This is a genomic window from Marinifaba aquimaris (assembly GCF_013328345.1).
Classification (GTDB): Bacteria; Pseudomonadota; Gammaproteobacteria; order Enterobacterales; family Alteromonadaceae; genus Marinifaba; species Marinifaba aquimaris.
The window spans coordinates 62,219-78,198 of record NZ_JABULX010000021.1 but is presented as its reverse complement, the minus strand read 5'-3'; the positions used below and the strand labels follow the sequence as shown (position 1 = coordinate 78,198).

The 15,980-nt window shown below is 42.0% G+C and carries 14 protein-coding genes; 10 read left to right on the top strand and 4 right to left on the bottom strand.

Going from position 1 to position 15,980, the window contains the following annotated elements:
• Together fadJ and fadI are read right to left on the bottom strand one after the other, a co-directional pair.
• Positions 1-2,271: fatty acid oxidation complex subunit alpha FadJ (fadJ, locus tag HR060_RS13410; RefSeq protein ID WP_174200805.1), on the bottom strand; the 2,271-nt coding region annotated here is incomplete at its 3' end.
• Entirely contained in the window at positions 2,271-3,578 is a 1,308-nt protein-coding gene (gene fadI / locus HR060_RS13405) for an acetyl-CoA C-acyltransferase FadI (RefSeq protein ID WP_174200804.1), read from the bottom strand. The genes fadJ and fadI, both read right to left, overlap by 1 nt.
• Before the next feature lie 221 nt (positions 3,579-3,799).
• Between fadI and HR060_RS13400 the strand changes: the two genes are divergently transcribed.
• The 8 genes from HR060_RS13400 to HR060_RS13365 are packed head-to-tail and all read left to right on the top strand — an operon-like array spanning position 3,800 to position 12,241.
• Positions 3,800-4,756, top strand: coding sequence for an AAA family ATPase (locus tag HR060_RS13400; protein WP_174200803.1), 957 nt, complete (start codon positions 3,800-3,802; stop codon positions 4,754-4,756).
• 8 nt (positions 4,757-4,764) lie between these two features.
• A complete protein-coding gene (locus tag HR060_RS13395; RefSeq protein WP_174200802.1) occupies positions 4,765-5,709 on the top strand; it encodes a DUF58 domain-containing protein in 945 nt (314 codons plus the stop codon).
• Positions 5,710-5,720: 11 nt separating this feature from the next.
• On the top strand, positions 5,721-6,230 hold the full coding sequence (locus HR060_RS13390) for a DUF4381 family protein (protein ID WP_174200801.1): 510 nt from the start codon (positions 5,721-5,723) through the stop codon (positions 6,228-6,230).
• Complete coding sequence (locus HR060_RS13385; protein ID WP_343044236.1) at positions 6,220-7,245, top strand: VWA domain-containing protein; 1,026 nt, start codon at positions 6,220-6,222, stop codon at positions 7,243-7,245. The genes HR060_RS13390 and HR060_RS13385 overlap by 11 nt, the downstream gene beginning before the upstream one ends.
• Positions 7,238-9,229 carry a vWA domain-containing protein gene (locus HR060_RS13380; RefSeq protein WP_174200800.1) on the top strand — a complete coding sequence of 664 codons (1,992 nt, stop codon included), beginning with the start codon at positions 7,238-7,240 and terminating at the stop codon, positions 9,227-9,229. Before HR060_RS13385 ends, HR060_RS13380 begins: the two co-directional genes overlap by 8 nt.
• Positions 9,229-10,923, top strand: coding sequence for a BatD family protein (locus HR060_RS13375; protein ID WP_174200799.1), 1,695 nt, complete (start codon positions 9,229-9,231; stop codon positions 10,921-10,923). The genes HR060_RS13380 and HR060_RS13375 overlap by 1 nt, the downstream gene beginning before the upstream one ends.
• Positions 10,924-10,961: 38 nt before the next feature.
• Positions 10,962-11,528 carry a sigma-70 family RNA polymerase sigma factor gene (locus HR060_RS13370; protein WP_174200798.1) on the top strand — a complete coding sequence of 189 codons (567 nt, stop codon included), beginning with the start codon at positions 10,962-10,964 and terminating at the stop codon, positions 11,526-11,528.
• The gene (locus HR060_RS13365; RefSeq protein WP_174200797.1) at positions 11,525-12,241 is read left to right on the top strand and encodes a DUF3379 family protein; all 717 of its coding nucleotides are present in this window, start codon (positions 11,525-11,527) and stop codon (positions 12,239-12,241) included. The genes HR060_RS13370 and HR060_RS13365 overlap by 4 nt, the downstream gene beginning before the upstream one ends.
• Before the next feature lie 44 nt (positions 12,242-12,285).
• Here the strand turns inward: HR060_RS13365 and HR060_RS13360 are convergent, their stop codons facing one another.
• Positions 12,286-12,768 carry a GNAT family N-acetyltransferase gene (locus HR060_RS13360; RefSeq protein WP_174200796.1) on the bottom strand — a complete coding sequence of 161 codons (483 nt, stop codon included), beginning with the start codon at positions 12,766-12,768 and terminating at the stop codon, positions 12,286-12,288.
• Positions 12,769-12,816: 48 nt separating this feature from the next.
• Here HR060_RS13360 and putP point away from each other — a divergent pair, with 48 nt between their 5' ends.
• Complete coding sequence (gene putP / locus HR060_RS13355; RefSeq protein ID WP_174200795.1) at positions 12,817-14,226, top strand: sodium/proline symporter PutP; 1,410 nt, start codon at positions 12,817-12,819, stop codon at positions 14,224-14,226.
• Positions 14,227-14,479: 253 nt separating this feature from the next.
• Positions 14,480-15,700 (top strand): EAL and HDOD domain-containing protein, encoded by a 1,221-nt coding sequence (locus tag HR060_RS13350; protein ID WP_174200794.1) that lies wholly within the window; start codon positions 14,480-14,482, stop codon positions 15,698-15,700.
• Positions 15,701-15,736: 36 nt separating this feature from the next.
• Here HR060_RS13350 and HR060_RS13345 read toward each other — a convergent pair whose 3' ends face one another.
• A complete protein-coding gene (locus HR060_RS13345) occupies positions 15,737-15,964 on the bottom strand; it encodes a DUF1653 domain-containing protein (protein ID WP_174200793.1) in 228 nt (75 codons plus the stop codon).
• Positions 15,965-15,980 lie beyond the last annotated feature (16 nt).

Sequence of the window (15,980 nt, the reverse complement as noted above, 5' to 3'; positions counted from 1 at the left end):
CTCTGGCTCTGGCTCTGGCTCTGGCTCTGGCTCTGGCTCTGGCTCTGGCTCTGGCTCTGGCTCTGGCTCTGGCTCTGCAATATTATCAAATGGCTTTTCAGGCTGAGGGTAGAAAGTTTCACCTTTTTCAGCCATATCAATCAGTAACTGACAAGGTTCAAAGCGCCCCCCAGTACCGACATAACGCGATTGATAACTGTTGAGTAATGAAACCAAATAACTAATACCTAAGCTATCCATATACCTAAAGGGGCCACCTAAGAAAGGCGGAAAACCAATACCAAAAATAGCACCTAGATCACCATCCCGTGGCGATTGAATAATGCCCTCTTCTAAACAGCGCGCAGCTTCGTTGAGCATTTGAATAACACATGGTTCAACTAATTCTTCAGCACTGCGCTTAGGTAGAGGCGTTATTCCAAGTACATTATAGATATCTTTATCGACTAGTTTTCCAGGCTTAATACCCTTGATTTGCTCAACGAAATCAACCTTGTACTGATAAAAACCAGATTTGGTCTTTTTCCCTTTTCGACCATTTGATAAAACCCGTTCAAACAATGATGGTGTGCTAAAACGCTCGCCTAACTTTTCTGTCAAAATAGGAGAAATTTTCGCACCAATATCAATCCCGACTTCATCGAGCAGTTTGATTGGGCCAACAGGAAAGCCGAACTTGGTCAAAGCCTGATCAATTTTATCGATGGGCTCACCCGCAGCTAATAGATTTGCCGCCTCATTCATGTATAGCGCTAAGATACGATTGACATAAAACCCTGCGCCATCTTTTACAACAATCGGGGTTTTGCCCTGACGACGAGCAAAGTCGACAGTTTTCGCAATGGTCTGCTCTGACGTTTTATCATGAACAATTATTTCAGCAAGAGGCATTTTGTCGACTGGCGAAAAGTAGTGTAACCCAATCACGTTTTCTGGTCGTTTTGCGTCTTTTGCAATCTCAGCAATAGGTAATGAAGACGTATTCGAGGCAAAAATAGTTTGCTCACTACAATGCGCTTCAATATCGGCAACCATTTTTTGTTTTAGGGCTAAATCTTCAAAAACAGCTTCAATGACAATATCGACATTTTTAATACCGTTATACGCTGTAGTACCGGTAATTTTAGCCATATTAGCTTCGAGCTGCCGCTGAGTAATAAAACGGCGCTTGGCTTTTTTCTGCCATAAATCAAAGCTGTATTTCATTGCATTAGCAATGCCCTGCTCGTTGATATCTTTGATTCTAACTGGCACGTTTGCTTTGTCCGCGCTGACATAGGCGATTCCACCACCCATTAAGCCACCGCCTAAGACCAAGGCACTTTTAGCTCGGTCTCCTTCAAAAGCCTTGGCTTCTTTTTTGTGCTCGGTTGCAGCAAAAAATAAGTTGCGTAACTGTTGGCTTTCTTTAGTTTGAGTCAGCTCTGCAAATAATTTAGCTTCTAATGCTAAGCCTTCTGCTTTACCTGTATCCAAACCATAACGCACAGCTTGAATAATCTTACTAGGCGCGGGGTAATTGCCTAAGGTTTTCTTATTAACCGCTTTTAAAGCTTTATCAAAGATCACTCCACGACCAATCGAACTGGTTTCAAGCGCCTTACCTAGTATGTTGCGCTTGATTTCACTGTTGCGTCGGATACCACTTTCAATGGTTTTAATCGCCGTTTCAATCAGGATACTTTTAGGTACACATTTATCGACGAGCCCTTGCTTTAATGCTTGTTTGGCACGTAACTGTTTGCCAGTTAGCATCATATCCAAAGCCGTTTGCAAATTGATCGTTCTTGGTAACCTTTGTGTGCCACCACTGCCCGGCAACAAACCAATTTTCACTTCAGGCAAACCTAATTGAGTACTTTCATCATCGGTACAAATTCGATAATGGCAAGCCAAGGCCATTTCTAACCCGCCACCTAAACACAAACCATGAATCGCAACGACAAAAGGAATTCGGCTTTGTTCTATTTGATTAAAAATGCTTTGACCACGCGAGGCTAACTGCTGCGCTTCTTCCACAGACTGACAATCATCTAACATTTGAATGTCAGCACCTGCAATAAAGGAGTCATCTTTACCACTTGTCACAACAACACCATTGAGCTGCTTGTCACTTTGAATTGCTTCTAGCAACATTTCTATCTCATTCATGGTGCGTCTACTGAGCACATTCATACTTTGCTCAGGTACATCTAAATAGATAATTGCAATGTTGGCGTCGTTTACCGTAACGCTAAAATCCGTTAATTCTAATGCGAGTAATGCGCTCATTATGCAGCCTCCACTATCATTGCTGCGCCTAAACCACCGGCAGCACAAGCAGTAGTTAAAGCCGTTTCACCACCTGTTTGTTTAAGTTGATGTAATGCTTGGGTGATCAGGCGAGTACCAGTCGCGGCAAAAGGATGGCCATAAGCAATAGAGCCACCATTAATATTAAATTTATCCATATCGATTTCACCAACCGCCGCGCTAAGGTTTAGTTTGTCTTTGGCAAATTGTGTCGACGCTAGCATTTTTACATTGGCTAGCGTTTGTGCAGCAAAAGCTTCATGCATTTCAATTAAATCCAAATCAGCTAGGTTCATCCCTGCTCGCTTTAAAGCAATAGGCGTGGAATAAGCAGGCCCCATTAACATATCTTGCCACACGTCAATGGCAGTAAAAGCATAACTTTTTATATAACCCAAAGGCTGGTAACCAAGTGCTTTTGCTTTGTCTTCACGCATTAAAATAATGGCAGACGCGCCATCAGTCAGTGGTGTGCTATTAGCCGCGGTAACAGAGCCTTGTTGGCGATCAAATGCGGGCTTTAATCTGGCATAGGAATCAAGCTCGGAATTAAAACGAATATTGTTATCTTGCGTTAAAAAGTCTTTGTAGGGAGGTACATAAGCGGTCATCACTTGTTCTGCTAATAAACCATCTTGCCAAGCTTTTGCCGCAAGCTGATGAGAGCGATGTGCTAGTGCATCTTGCTCTTGTCGGCTTATCTGATGGCTTTTGGCCATTTGCTCAGCCGTTTGTCCCATAGACAGCCCAGTAGAATATTCTGCCACTGCAGGAGGAACGGGTAATAAATCTTGCGGCTTTAAATGTTTAAATGCTGATAACTTAGCGCCTAAAGAACGTGCTTTAGACAAACTAACTAGCGTCTGAGCTAAACGCTTAGAAACCCCAATAGGCAATACTGATGAAGAATCAGCCCCCCCAGCGACACCAACTGATATTTGGCCAGCTAAAATTGACTCGCAAATATTCGCTGTTGCTTGGAAACTGGTCGCACATGCTCTGGAAACACTGTAAGCATCTGTTGCCACATTCATCCCTGTGCCCAATACGATTTCTCTAGCGATATTAGGAGCGGCAGGCATCTGAACCACTTGTCCATATACCAATTGTTCAACTTCTTTGGCATCTAAGTCATTCACTTTAAGTAGTTCATTGACCACTACTTTGCCCATATCGAGCGCTGAAGCTTGTTTGAAAAAAGTAGATTGCTTTGCAAAAGGCGTTCTTAAACCGGCGACAACGGCGATCCGCTGCCCTTGAGATGTTTTAAGCTGAAATTGGCTCATAAAGGCTCCGTAATGATGAGCTTATAAAATTATCTAAGTGCTTTTCAGCACGCTGGTCAGATCAGTTAATACATTGAGTTTATGCAGATTTTTCTGATTTTGAAACTCGACTTAGGTATTAAATATGCCATTTTATTTTGTCAATTTGTGCTTGAAATTGTGGTTTAAAACCCTATATAAAACGACACAACAAAAAATTAAAAGCATAAGCATAGACGATTATGGCGGCAGAAAAGTTCAAACAGTTAAAAAAGTATCTAGACTCGCAGGTCATTGGCCAAGGTGAGTTAACCGAGAATATTTTGATTGCGCTTCTTGCAAACGGGCACCTGTTAGTAGAAGGCCCCCCTGGTTTGGCTAAAACCCGTGCAATCAACGCTTTAGCAAATGGCTTAGAAGGCGACTTCCACCGCGTTCAGTTCACACCAGATTTACTTCCGGCCGACTTAACCGGTACCGATATTTACCGAACAGAAGACGGCAGCTTTGTGTTCCAACAAGGCCCACTATTTCACAACCTAGTGCTGGCGGATGAAATTAACCGAGCACCGGCCAAAGTGCAATCGGCACTATTAGAAGCCATGGCCGAGCAACAAATTACAGTGGGTCAAAAGACTTATGCACTGCCAGAACTGTTTTTAGTCATGGCAACGCAAAACCCACTAGAGCAAGAGGGTACTTACCCACTACCAGAAGCTCAACTTGACCGCTTTTTAATGCACCTTGAAGTTAATTACCCGGGTGCAGAAGTAGAAAAAGCTATTTTAAAACTCACGCGTAATGAAGCATTAGCAGAAAAAGTGGCCAAGCCTGAGCCGTTAAGCCAAGCAGAAATATTTGCTGCGCGTAAAGAGATCTTATCTCTGCACATGGCAGAAGAATTAGAAGATTATTTAGTTAACTTGATTGTTGCAACGCGCCAGCCCGCGCAATACGACGAGAAACTAGCAAGTTGGATAGGCTTTGGCGCCAGTCCTCGCGCCACCATTGCGCTTGAGCGCTGCGCCCGAGCTAAAGCTTGGCTGGCAGGACGTGATTTTGTCACACCTGAAGATATCCAAGCGGTATTTTTCAATACACTAAGACACCGTATTTTACTGACGTATGAAGCCGAGGCAGATGGTATTAGTGCAAATCAAGTGCTGGCTCATATTCTTAGTTTAGTTGCAGTGCCTTAAACTAACCTATGTCTGTGTTAGCGAATGATTTAGCCAACTGGCTTGAGGCTACTGGCAGTAACGGCGTAGTTACTGACATAAAGGAGCTGCTTTACTACCGAGGTAAAACAGGCCTGTTACAACTGACGCCCAAAATTGCCAATCAAGCCAAATTGGCCGGTAATTACCTTGCCAAAAGTAAAGGCCGTGGAATGGAGTTTGACGAAGTCAGGCACTACCAAACGGGTGACGATCCGAGGATGATCGATTGGCGAGTGACCGCAAGAACAGGCAAAGCGCACACTAAGTTATTTCGCGAAGAAAAAGAGCGCCCTGTATTTGTATTAACGGATTTGAGCCAAACCATGCAATTTGGTACTCAGTTATTGTACAAATCTGTGCAAGCTTGCCATTTAAGTGCACTCATTGCGTGGCGAGCCAAACAAAGAGGCGATCGCTTAGGCGGTATCGTTTTTAATCAAGATACTCACCTAGAGTTGAAACCTAAATCAAGACAAGCAGGTGTACTTCAATATCTGCACGCCCTGCAAACCCTGAGTCAAAACCACACAGCACAAACGTCGAAAACCAATTTCAATGATGCACTTGCCAGATTAAGACGCCTAGCTAAACCCGGCTCAATGATTTGTATTGTCAGCGACTTTAGACAGCTTGATGATGTGAGTGCTAAACACCTAAGCCAATTATCGAGACACTGTGAACTGATAGCCTTTAATGTTAGCGACCCGATTGAACACACATTACCTGATGCCAAATACAAACAAGCCTTAATGGTTGAGGAAGAAGGAAAACAAGGTCAACTGTTAATTGGTGACCGCGGCTTTAACCAGCAGTATCAAAGTGAAGCAGAACAACATCATGCCGATTTGATGAAACAATTAAAAAAAGTGAAATGCCAAATCATCAATATTTCTGCTGCAAAACCGATTGAAAACCAATTGAGCAGATGGTGAGGTGATAACAAGTGACAACTGCAAATAATTTACCACCTGTAAATGCCCCGGCCAACCAAGCCGACCCGATGGCCGCATTTAATGACTACGTTCTGCCAGAACAGGTCAGTCAACTACCGGCTATTGGTTGGTGGTTAATCGGTGTTTTAGCCCTCATCATTATCGGTCTCGCATCGGTTTATAGCTACCGTTATTGGCAAAAGCAAAAGCCGCGCCGTCAGGCATTAAGCCAAATAACCAGTATTAAAACGGCTATTGAGGTCAATACCTTATTTAAACAAGCTAGTTTGAGCTATTTACCGAGAAACCAAGTCGCCCAATTAAATGGTGAGAAATGGTTAGCGTTTCAACTTTCGGTGATCCCAAGCTCACTTGCCGATAAGCTTCGCCCCAGCTTAACCCTCATCAATGAAAAAACGTATCAAGCCAATAATCAACTGGATAGCCAGTTAATCAAAGATGCAGAAACTTGGTTAAAGAAGGCTCAATTTAATCGACTGTTAGGAGCGAATGATGTTTGAGTTCGCTAGCTTGTGGGCACTTGCCCTGTTGCCTTTACCGCTATTGATGTACCTGTTACCGAAACAAAAACAGGCCAATACAGTGGCTTTAAAAGTTCCTTTAGCACAAATCCATGTGATGGAAGCTCAGCAATCGGCCAGTACAAGTAATAAGCCTAGACACATTTTAATTTGGCTCATTTGGCTGTGCTTAGTCTTAGCTGCGGCTAAACCACAGTGGCTTGGCGAGCCAGTTAGCCTGCCCAATGAAGGCAGAGATATCATGTTAGCAGTTGATTTATCAGGTTCTATGGATACACCCGATATGACCATCAATGGCCGAGAAGTCGACAGACTGACAATGGTTAAGTACGTGATGTCCGACTTTATTCAACGCCGTATAGGGGATTCACTGGGGTTGATCTTATTTGCCGATACTGCTTATTTACAAACACCGCTAACACGCGATCGCAATACCGTATCGCAAATGTTGGATGAGAGTGTACTGGGGTTGGTGGGTAAACGCACGGCCATCGGCGATGCGATGACACTTGCTGCCAAGCGTTTTAAAGAAAAAGAAAACTCAAACCGCGTGTTAATTTTATTAACAGATGGGCAAAATACTGCTGGAAATGTCACCCCAGAAGAAGCCCTTGAGGTGGTACTTGAAGAGAATATTAAAATTTACACCATAGGTGTTGCTTCAGATAAAGTGCTAGGCGGTGGCTGGTTCGGTTTTGGTAAGCGCTCAGCATCAGCCGATCTTGATGAAAATCTATTGAGCCAGCTTGCTAAAGCCACTGGGGGAGAATATTTCAGGGCGAGAAAAACATCTGAGTTGGCTCAAATTTATCAACACTTAGATAGACTGGAACCCATTTCATCTGAAACCTTGCAAATGCGTCCGTTAACCAGCTTATTTTACTACCCGTTAGCAGTTGCATTACTACTCACGGTTTTAATGGCCTTATCAGCGCTATTAAGCCAGCAATTAGGTTTAAATAAACTAGCCATGAGGAATTCGAAAAATGGCTGATTTTCATTTTTTAAGACCCGCGTGGTTACTCGCAGCGCTACCACTTATTTTCGTTTTTTGGTATCTACTGCAACTCCCACTAAAACGCTCAGGCTGGCAAAAGCTCATCCCTGAGCACCTTTGTCAAAACTTACTTACCGGAAGTGAATCAAAGGCCTCTACTCTGCCTTATTACCTGTTGTTATTAGGTTGGTTAATTGCTTGTGTTGCGCTTGCAGGCCCAACTTGGGAAAAACGCCAACAACCTGTATTTGAAAGTGCCAATGGCAAAGTTATCTTAGTTGATATGTCACTTTCTATGCGCAGCACCGATATTAAACCCGATCGCTTAACGCGTAGTCGTTATAAAGTAATTGATATTGCCAATAGCATTAACCAAGGTGATACAGGCCTAGTAGCCTATGCCGGCGATGCGTTTACAATTAGTCCTCTGACACCAGACAATAAAAACCTACTTAATTTAGTGCCTAGCTTAAGCCCTGAATTAATGCCTGTAAAAGGTAGCGATCCATTGCTGGGTTTAGAACAAGCTGCGAGTTTATTAAAAAATGCTGGCTATTTAGAAGGTGATATTTTCTGGATCACAGACGGCGTAGACGCCTCTCAGCTACCTGATTTATACCAGTTTATTGAGCAATCCCCATACCGTTTATTAACAATTGGGGTCGGAACAGCACAAGGCGCCCCAATCAAAACGGAAGATGGCGCATTACTCAAAGACCATCGCGGTGCCATTGTCATACCAAAACTCGATGGAAAATTGCTGCAGCAACTGAGCTTAGCTTCCGGTGGTTTTTATGTCGACACGACTGCCAGCGACCGCGATATCAAAGCTTTAATGCAACATCAAAAAATCAGTAACGAGTTAAAGGAAAGTGAAAAAAATCAAGAATTTGGTGATGCTTGGATAGATGCAGGTAGCTATCTTGTTTGGTTGATCATCCCTTTTGCACTTTATGCCTTTAGACGTGGCGTTTTGGTCAGTATTGGCTTAGTTGCACTGTATTTACCAATTTCTCCAGAAGTCATAGCCAATGAAGCACAAGAAGAAACGGTTAACCACTCGTTTTGGCAAAGCTTGTGGCAAACCAAAAACCAAAGGGCGCAACAAGCTTTCGAACAAGGTGATTATCAGCAAGCACAACAGCTATTTGAAGAGAAGAAATGGCAGGCGGCAAGTGACTTTAAGCAAGGCAACTATCAAGCTGCGTTAGATAAACTAGCGCCCTATCAAGATGCTGAATCGCTCTATAACAAAGCAAATGCCCAAGTTAACTTAGGTGACTTAGACTCAGCGATTGACAACTATCAACAAGCGCTAAAGAAACAGCCAAACTTTGATGCAGCTAAAAGAAACTTAGCGATGGCTCAACAGTTAAAACAGCAACAAGAGCAACAGCAAAACCAAGAAGGTCAACAAGACCAGAATTCGGGTGAAAATCAAGACCAACAAGCATCAGAACAACAAGATGGTCAATCAGGTCAACAACAAGGCACTCAACAAGATGGCCAACAACAAGAATCAGAGCAAGGCGAACAAGGCACTGACGAGTCCAATAGTCAGCAAAGTGACAAAGCTGAATCAGAGCAAAGCCAATCAGAAGCGCAGCAACGCGCAGAACAAGAAGCAGGAGACTTATCAGAGCAAGCTAAAGAAGCAGCAGAACAAACTGAAAATGAGCAGCAAACAGCTAAAAATGAAGCGTTAGAACAAGCGCAGCAAGATGCAGAGCAAGCCCAACAAATGGCTGAGCAGCAAACGCAACAAAATGATGAAGCAAAACAAGATGGTGAACAGGTTCAACAAGCCATACAAGAACTTGATGAGTTATCTGAAGAAGAAAAAGCCCAAATGCAAAAAATGAAAGCGATCATGAATCAAGTTGATGGCGATCCCGCCTTTTTGTTGAAACGAAAAATGTTATTAGAATCTCAAAAGCGAAATCAAACTCGTCAGCCAAGAGGAGTTAATCAAGAATGGTAATGCGTTATAAATTACTTCAAGCGTTGTGTTTAATTTTATTATCTTGGCAAAGCTGGGCATTGAGTCAGCTTAGGATCAGTGTAGATACTAACCCTGTTGTGATGAATGAATCTTTTGAGCTAGAAATATTAGCTGACGCGCGTATTGCTCAGAACAAAATTAATTTTGAGCCGGTCAGTAAAAACTTTAGGGTGTTAGGGTCAAGTGAAAGCAATGAAACTCGCATTTTTAATGGCCAAACAACCCGGTTAACACGTATCAAAACGCGCTTAATTCCAATTAAGCCAGGTAATTTTACCATTGGTCCATTTGTCATAGATGGTGTTAGCTCAAATCAATTGCCCATTGAAGTCGTTCGCCGTGCTCAGGCGGCCAATAGTCAACCGAGAATGGTTTACATAGAGAACCAAGTATCAAACAACGAAATTTGGCTAAACCAACAATTTATCTATACCAGTCGACTTTTTATCAACGAAGCAACATTATTGGATTCAGCTAGTTTAAGTCAGCCAGAATTAGACAATGCGCTCATCGAGCAAATTGGCCAAGACCAAGAGAAAAATTTACTGGTTAACGGTATGCGTTATCGGGTGATTGAACGCCAATATGCGATCACACCACAGCGCAGCGGCCAGGTGGAGATTTCGCCGCCTCTGTTCTCTGGTGAAGTACTAACGCGTTCCAGAAATAGTTTCTTCTCTCAAGGTAGAGGTAAAACAATCCAGCGCGCTGGTAATAGTGTCAGCATTAATGTCAAACCGATTCCAGCAAATTACCAAGGCCATTGGTTACCTTCTTCACTCGTGCAACTGCACGATGAAATTAGCCCATTAACAGAACACAAAGTCGGTGAACCTATCACTCGCACAATTACACTCAGTGCGCTTGGCATTCACAAAGAGCTGCTACCTGAGATAAAGATTAATTACCCTAGCAGTATTAAAGTTTATCCCGATCAAGCTCAAACACACACTAACTATCGCGATGGGCAAGTCATCTCTCAACGCATTGAAAGTGCTGCTATCGTGCCTAATCAAGCAGGTGAAATCACGTTACCAGCCGTTTCAGTTACTTGGTGGAATACAGAGATGGAGCGGGTTGAGCAAGCTCAAATTCCTCCGAGAAAAATAAACGTTGCTGCAGCAGAGATCACGCAAACGACAGCCGTGCAAGATCCTAACGTAGTCGTCAATGAAGTAACGCCAGCTCAAGTGACAGAAAAAGTCATTTATCAAGCACAACCTTGGCAATTGAATAACTTAGTTGTCATTATCAGTTTGCTTTGGCTTTTGACAATTGCCGCTTGGATTTGGCATGTAAAACAATTAAACAAGCGATTGATTGCGCCAGAAAAACAACCTCAAACACGTGAAACGGAATCAGAAAAAGTGGCCTGGCAAAAACTCGCAAAAGCGGTGAAAAATGAGGACACTAGTGGCATTTGTCAAAACCTCCCTAACTGGGCTGCGGCGTTAACAAATAAACCCATTTTAAATTTACATCAGGTTAACGCTTTATTTGCTAATGATGAATTAACGGCCGAAATAAATGCAATGCAAGCGGCGAGATACAGCTCAACACCCAGCCAGTGGCAAAACAAAACACTGGAAAAATGTTTGCTAAAATTAAGAGAAGCCCGCTTAATTAAACAACATCAAAAAAATAATAATAATCTTGCCAAGCTCAACCCTTAAGTTGAGCTTTTTGGCTTCACGTAAGGGTTTCGAAAAAAATGTTTAAATTAGGAAAGAAAAATTCAGAAAGTCAGGTCTTATCTGACATGAATGCTTTTACTAAACAAAAACGCTACGAAGCCCTAGTGCAAGCGTACCATCAAGACATATACAGATATGGCTATTGGCTTACTGGTGATGCCAGTGTGGCTGAAGATATCACGCAAGAAACCTTCTTGCGCGCATGGAAAAGTTTGGATTCACTTAAAGACGAAAAAGCGGCGAAGTCATGGCTAATCACCATATTCAGGCGCGAAAACGCCCGCCGTTTCGAGCGCAAGCAATTTGATATTGCAGATGTTGATGAGCAAACCGTATCCGATGATTTCAGTGCGACGAGTGAACAACAAATCGAACAACACTGGCTGCACAAGCATATCGCATCACTTGAAGCTGAATACAGAGAGCCATTGGTGTTGCAAGTGATAGGTGGATTTACCGGCGACGAAATCGCCGAAATTTTAGAACTCAACAGTAACACGGTTATGACTCGCTTATTCCGCGCTAAAAATCAGTTAAAAGCCATTATGGACGAGTCAAATACACAACTGAGGGTAGTAAAATGAATGATTTAGACTTACATAAAAAACTCATTGCTGCGCCTTCTGAATTAGACGCCGAGCAGTCTGAGGCGATTGGCAAGGATCCGAAAAAACAACAACTTCTCGCGGAAATGCAAGAGTTGGACAATAACCTAGCTAAAGCCATGTCTGTCGATGTACCTGATGACTTAGCCAATAAACTCTTGTTAAAGCAGTCATTTGAACAATTCAGGCAAGAGCAAAAACAAAAGCGCCGTTGGTCTTTAGCCATGGCAGCCTCTGTTATATTTACGGTTTCAATTGGCTTGAGTCACTTATTCTTCAACCCAATCAACCAAGCTCAGCCCGTTTCAGAATATGCACTGCAGCATATGTTTCATGAAATTGGCTATGCCGATAAGGTCAATGAAAATCACAGCTTGGCACAAGTAAATGCAAAATTAGCCACTTTTGGCATGCAACTAAACCAGGAAGTAGGCCATGTTTATTACGCCAACTATTGCGACTTATATGGCTTAAAAAGTTTGCATTTAGTGATGGAAGGAAAAAACAGCAAGGTCACAGTTTTTGTTTTACCTAAATCAGAATTAACGGGCTGGCAACCTTTCGAATTTAAACAATACAAAGGCCAATCTATCCGTTACGACAAAGCGGACATCATTATGATTGGCGAGAACAATGAAAGCCTTGAAAAACTCGAAACTAAGTTCAATAAGAACATCGAGTGGCGCATTTAATCTAAATATTGCCGATATGCTTTAGGTATATCGGCTTTTTTATCTTAACTAGCCACCTTCAAAAGCATATCTATATGCTCTACCCCACCGTCATCATAAACCTCGCCGGTGGTTTCAAAACCAAAATGTCGATAGTAGGCCGCTAAATTAGATTGAGCAGATATCTTGATGGGCTTCTTAGATGAATTAGCTAAACATAAACCGATTGCTTGCTTAAATAAGTGTTTTGCTACACCTTGGCCTCGAGCGCAAGGTGCAAGCACAAACCGACCAATCACATTCACTTCAATTTGTGTGGTATCGATACAGTAAGTTTTATTAAACATCACTCTGGCATAACCAATAAGCTGTTCACTTTGCCAAACGAGCAAGTGCTGTGAAGTTTGGTCTTGGTCGTCAATATCGGCATAGAGGCTATTTTGCTCAAGCATAAAGACATTTTGCCTTAACTTTAAAAGCGCATAAAGCGATGAAGTTGACAGTTCGGAAAAGGGTTTTATTTGCCAGGTCAGTTGCTTTTCTAACATGAATTGAACACTATGAGCTTATTAAAAATAACAAGATAACCTGTACTTATGGCGTTTGATACACCTTTACTCTTCGCATTTGTTTTTTATCTACTTGTTACGCTTTTCATTGGCTTTTTAGCGTACAAAGCAACTTCCAACTTATCAGGCTATTTGTTAGCTGATAGACAATTAGGCCCTGCCGTGACTGCGTTAAGTGTCGGCGCTTCAGATATGAGTGGCTGGTTGTTATTGGGCTTACCTGGAGCCATATACCTATCGGGTCTATCTGAAATATGGATAGGCTTGGGCTTAATTATTGGTGCCTACCTGAATTGGCGCTTAGTTGCCGGAAAACTGCGTGAGCAGTCAGAATCGACTAATAGCCTGACCTTACCTAGCTTCTTCGCGGCTCAATTTCCTGATTCAGGTAAAGTCATACGCGTCATATCGGCTTTAATCATCTTATTGTTTTTTACCTTCTACGTGTCTTCTGGTTTAGTCGGTGGCGCACTGCTTTTCGAACAGGTATTCGGTCTTGATTATTTCACCGCGCTGATCATCGGCACGATAGTGATTGTCAGCTACACCTTTTTTGGTGGCTTCTTTGCTGTTAGCTGGACCGACTTCTTCCAAGGCTGTTTAATGCTCGTTGCCCTATTGTTATTACCTATTATCGCCTTAACAAGCCTAGATGATATTGGTAGTAAAATAGAAGCATTAGAACGACCTGAGTTACTGGACTTATTTGCTGACTTTAGTTGGTTGGGCTTTGCATCCTTAATGGCATGGGGCCTAGGGTACTTTGGCCAGCCACACATATTGGCTCGATTTATGGCGATTAAAGACACTAAAGCGTTACCGGTAGCCAGAAGAATCAGTATGACTTGGATGGTACTCAGTTTAATTGGTGCAGCAGCGGTCGGGATCGTAGGTGCCATCATGTTTGATGACAAACCGTTAGATAACTCTGAAACGGTATTTATGTACCTCGCTCAGTTGCTGTTAAACCCTTGGATTGCCGGCATTATCATTGCAGCGATTCTTGCAGCAATTATGAGTACCATTGATTCCCAGTTGTTAGTAAGTTCAAGTGTCATCGTCGAAGATATAGTCAAACCATTAGTATCAGAACAAAAAACAGACCAAGCATATTTATGGTTCAGCCGGATTATGGTGGGCGCCGTTGCAAGTATTGCATTTGTTCTAGCACTGTCACCAGAGTCATCAGTACTGGATTTAGTCAGTTATGCATGGGCTGGATTTGGTGCCAGTTTTGGTCCTGTCATTTTACTTGCACTCTATTATAAAAAGTTCAATCAAACAGCCATGTTGGCCTCAATGATCACAGGTGCCGTCACCGTAGTCGTTTGGAAGCAGCTATCGGGTGGTATTTTTGACCTTTATGAATTATTGCCCGCATTTATTTTTGCTTTACTGGTTGGTGTTTTTAGCAGCAAGTTTACACAATTGAAATAAGTAGATACAAAGTAGGCCAAGCATTTAAATTTAAATGCTTGGCAGCAATTGACCGAGCATGATAGTTTGACTCGAATTTAAATAATTATTTCATTAGTAAAAATTTGGCCTTCAACTTAAAAAGCTTCTACACTTTTCTAGCGATAACTAAATTTTGCTAACTTGCTAATATTTAAGCATTAACTCTTAAAATGTAACTTAGTTGACGCAGACTATTGATTAACATTTAAATAATAATTACAGGTAAAGTTAAATGTTTTTTTATGCCGCCCGGCAACCTATTTTAGATAGAAACAAGGAATTGTTCGCCTACGAGCTATTATTTCGTGACAGTTTAGAAAATGTTTTTCCTGATATCGATGGCGATAAAGCAACATCTCAACTAATTGAAGCCAGTCAATTTAATTTGGGTTTAGAAGACTTCACTGGTCAATATCCTGCTTTTATCAATTTCTCCGATGATTTACTAAAGAAAAACTTCCCGTCTTTATTACCGAAAGAACAAATTGTTGTTGAGATCTTAGAAACCGCAAAACCAACGAAAAGCCTATTGGCCGCCGTTGAAAGTTTAAAAGATGAAGGTTATACCTTCGCGCTCGATGACTATGTACACAACCCGGTTTGGCTGCACTTTTTCCCTTTTGTCGACATCATCAAAGTTGACTATATGGAATCAACCGAAGCGCAAATACTGGAAATAAAAAAATATGCGAAAAAGTATGACATCAAGTTATTAGCTGAAAAAGTTGAAACTTATGAAGACTTCAACAGTGCATATGAGTTAGGTTTTGATTATTTCCAAGGGTATTTCTTTAGCGCACCTGAAGTGATGCAAAGTAAAGCATTAGCCCCTACTCAAATGGGCCTTGCAGAGCTCTTGTACGAGTCATCAAAAGCTGAGATGGATTTAGACTCACTGATTGAAGTCTTCCAACGTGATGTAACGCTATCGTTTAAATTATTGCGTTATGCTAACTCAGCAACGTTTAGACGCCGCTCAGAAATATCAACGATAAGGCAAGCACTTGTCGTTTTGGGTCAAGAAGAATTAAAACGCTTCCTAGCGTTATTGTTCACCGCTCAAGTTAATTCAAGCAAACCTGTTGAATTAATCCGTTTATCTATGTGTCGAGCCAATTTCTGTGATGAATTAGCCAAACACCATAGAAAACTACCTGACCCATCAATGGGCTTCTTAACGGGTATGTTATCGTTAATGGATGCCATATTAGATGAGTCAATGGAAAGCGTAATGGAAAAATTACCACTTTCTAAAGACATCAAGTCAGCCTTGGTAGATGGCGAGGGCTTATTAGCGGATTACATCGCACTGATTAAACACTATGAAAAAGCGCAGTGGGATGAAGCAAAAGCCATTACTGAAAAGCTGAATGTAGAACCGAGTAAAATACCTGATTTCTACCACAACTCAGTTCAATGGGCTAACGAACACGCTAGCCAACTATCTGATTAACATCGACTTTCTATCTAAGCCCTAATTGATTAGGGCTTATTCACCGACCCACTCAAATCGCTTCATCGTCTTGCCATCACGGGTGATGGTTTCATCAAACATAGCAAGCGGTCGAATCCACCAATCAGCAGTCTCATCATTGACCTCATCACCATATAGCGGTTTGTAAACGACATGTACTTGCTCGTTTTCACTGTGTTTTGCCGTACCAAAAACGCGGTACAAGTTACCTTTGAAATGTTTATAAACACCTGTTTTTATCATGTTTTTCTTACCCTAA

What these genes read in the sequence shown, in the direction of transcription:
- fadI (WP_174200804.1), bottom strand. Translation starts at nt 3,578, where the DNA reads ATGAGCCAATTTCAGCTTAAAACATCTCAAGGGCAGCGGATCGCCGTT.
- HR060_RS13400 (WP_174200803.1), top strand. Translation starts at nt 3,800, where the DNA reads ATGGCGGCAGAAAAGTTCAAACAGTTAAAAAAGTATCTAGACTCGCAG.
- HR060_RS13395 (WP_174200802.1), top strand. Translation starts at nt 4,765, where the DNA reads ATGTCTGTGTTAGCGAATGATTTAGCCAACTGGCTTGAGGCTACTGGC.
- HR060_RS13385 (WP_343044236.1), top strand. Translation starts at nt 6,220, where the DNA reads ATGATGTTTGAGTTCGCTAGCTTGTGGGCACTTGCCCTGTTGCCTTTA.
- HR060_RS13380 (WP_174200800.1), top strand. Translation starts at nt 7,238, where the DNA reads ATGGCTGATTTTCATTTTTTAAGACCCGCGTGGTTACTCGCAGCGCTA.
- HR060_RS13375 (WP_174200799.1), top strand. Translation starts at nt 9,229, where the DNA reads ATGCGTTATAAATTACTTCAAGCGTTGTGTTTAATTTTATTATCTTGG.
- HR060_RS13370 (WP_174200798.1), top strand. Translation starts at nt 10,962, where the DNA reads ATGTTTAAATTAGGAAAGAAAAATTCAGAAAGTCAGGTCTTATCTGAC.
- HR060_RS13365 (WP_174200797.1), top strand. Translation starts at nt 11,525, where the DNA reads ATGAATGATTTAGACTTACATAAAAAACTCATTGCTGCGCCTTCTGAA.
- HR060_RS13360 (WP_174200796.1), bottom strand. Translation starts at nt 12,768, where the DNA reads ATGTTAGAAAAGCAACTGACCTGGCAAATAAAACCCTTTTCCGAACTG.
- putP (WP_174200795.1), top strand. Translation starts at nt 12,817, where the DNA reads ATGGCGTTTGATACACCTTTACTCTTCGCATTTGTTTTTTATCTACTT.
- HR060_RS13350 (WP_174200794.1), top strand. Translation starts at nt 14,480, where the DNA reads ATGTTTTTTTATGCCGCCCGGCAACCTATTTTAGATAGAAACAAGGAA.
- HR060_RS13345 (WP_174200793.1), bottom strand. Translation starts at nt 15,964, where the DNA reads ATGATAAAAACAGGTGTTTATAAACATTTCAAAGGTAACTTGTACCGC.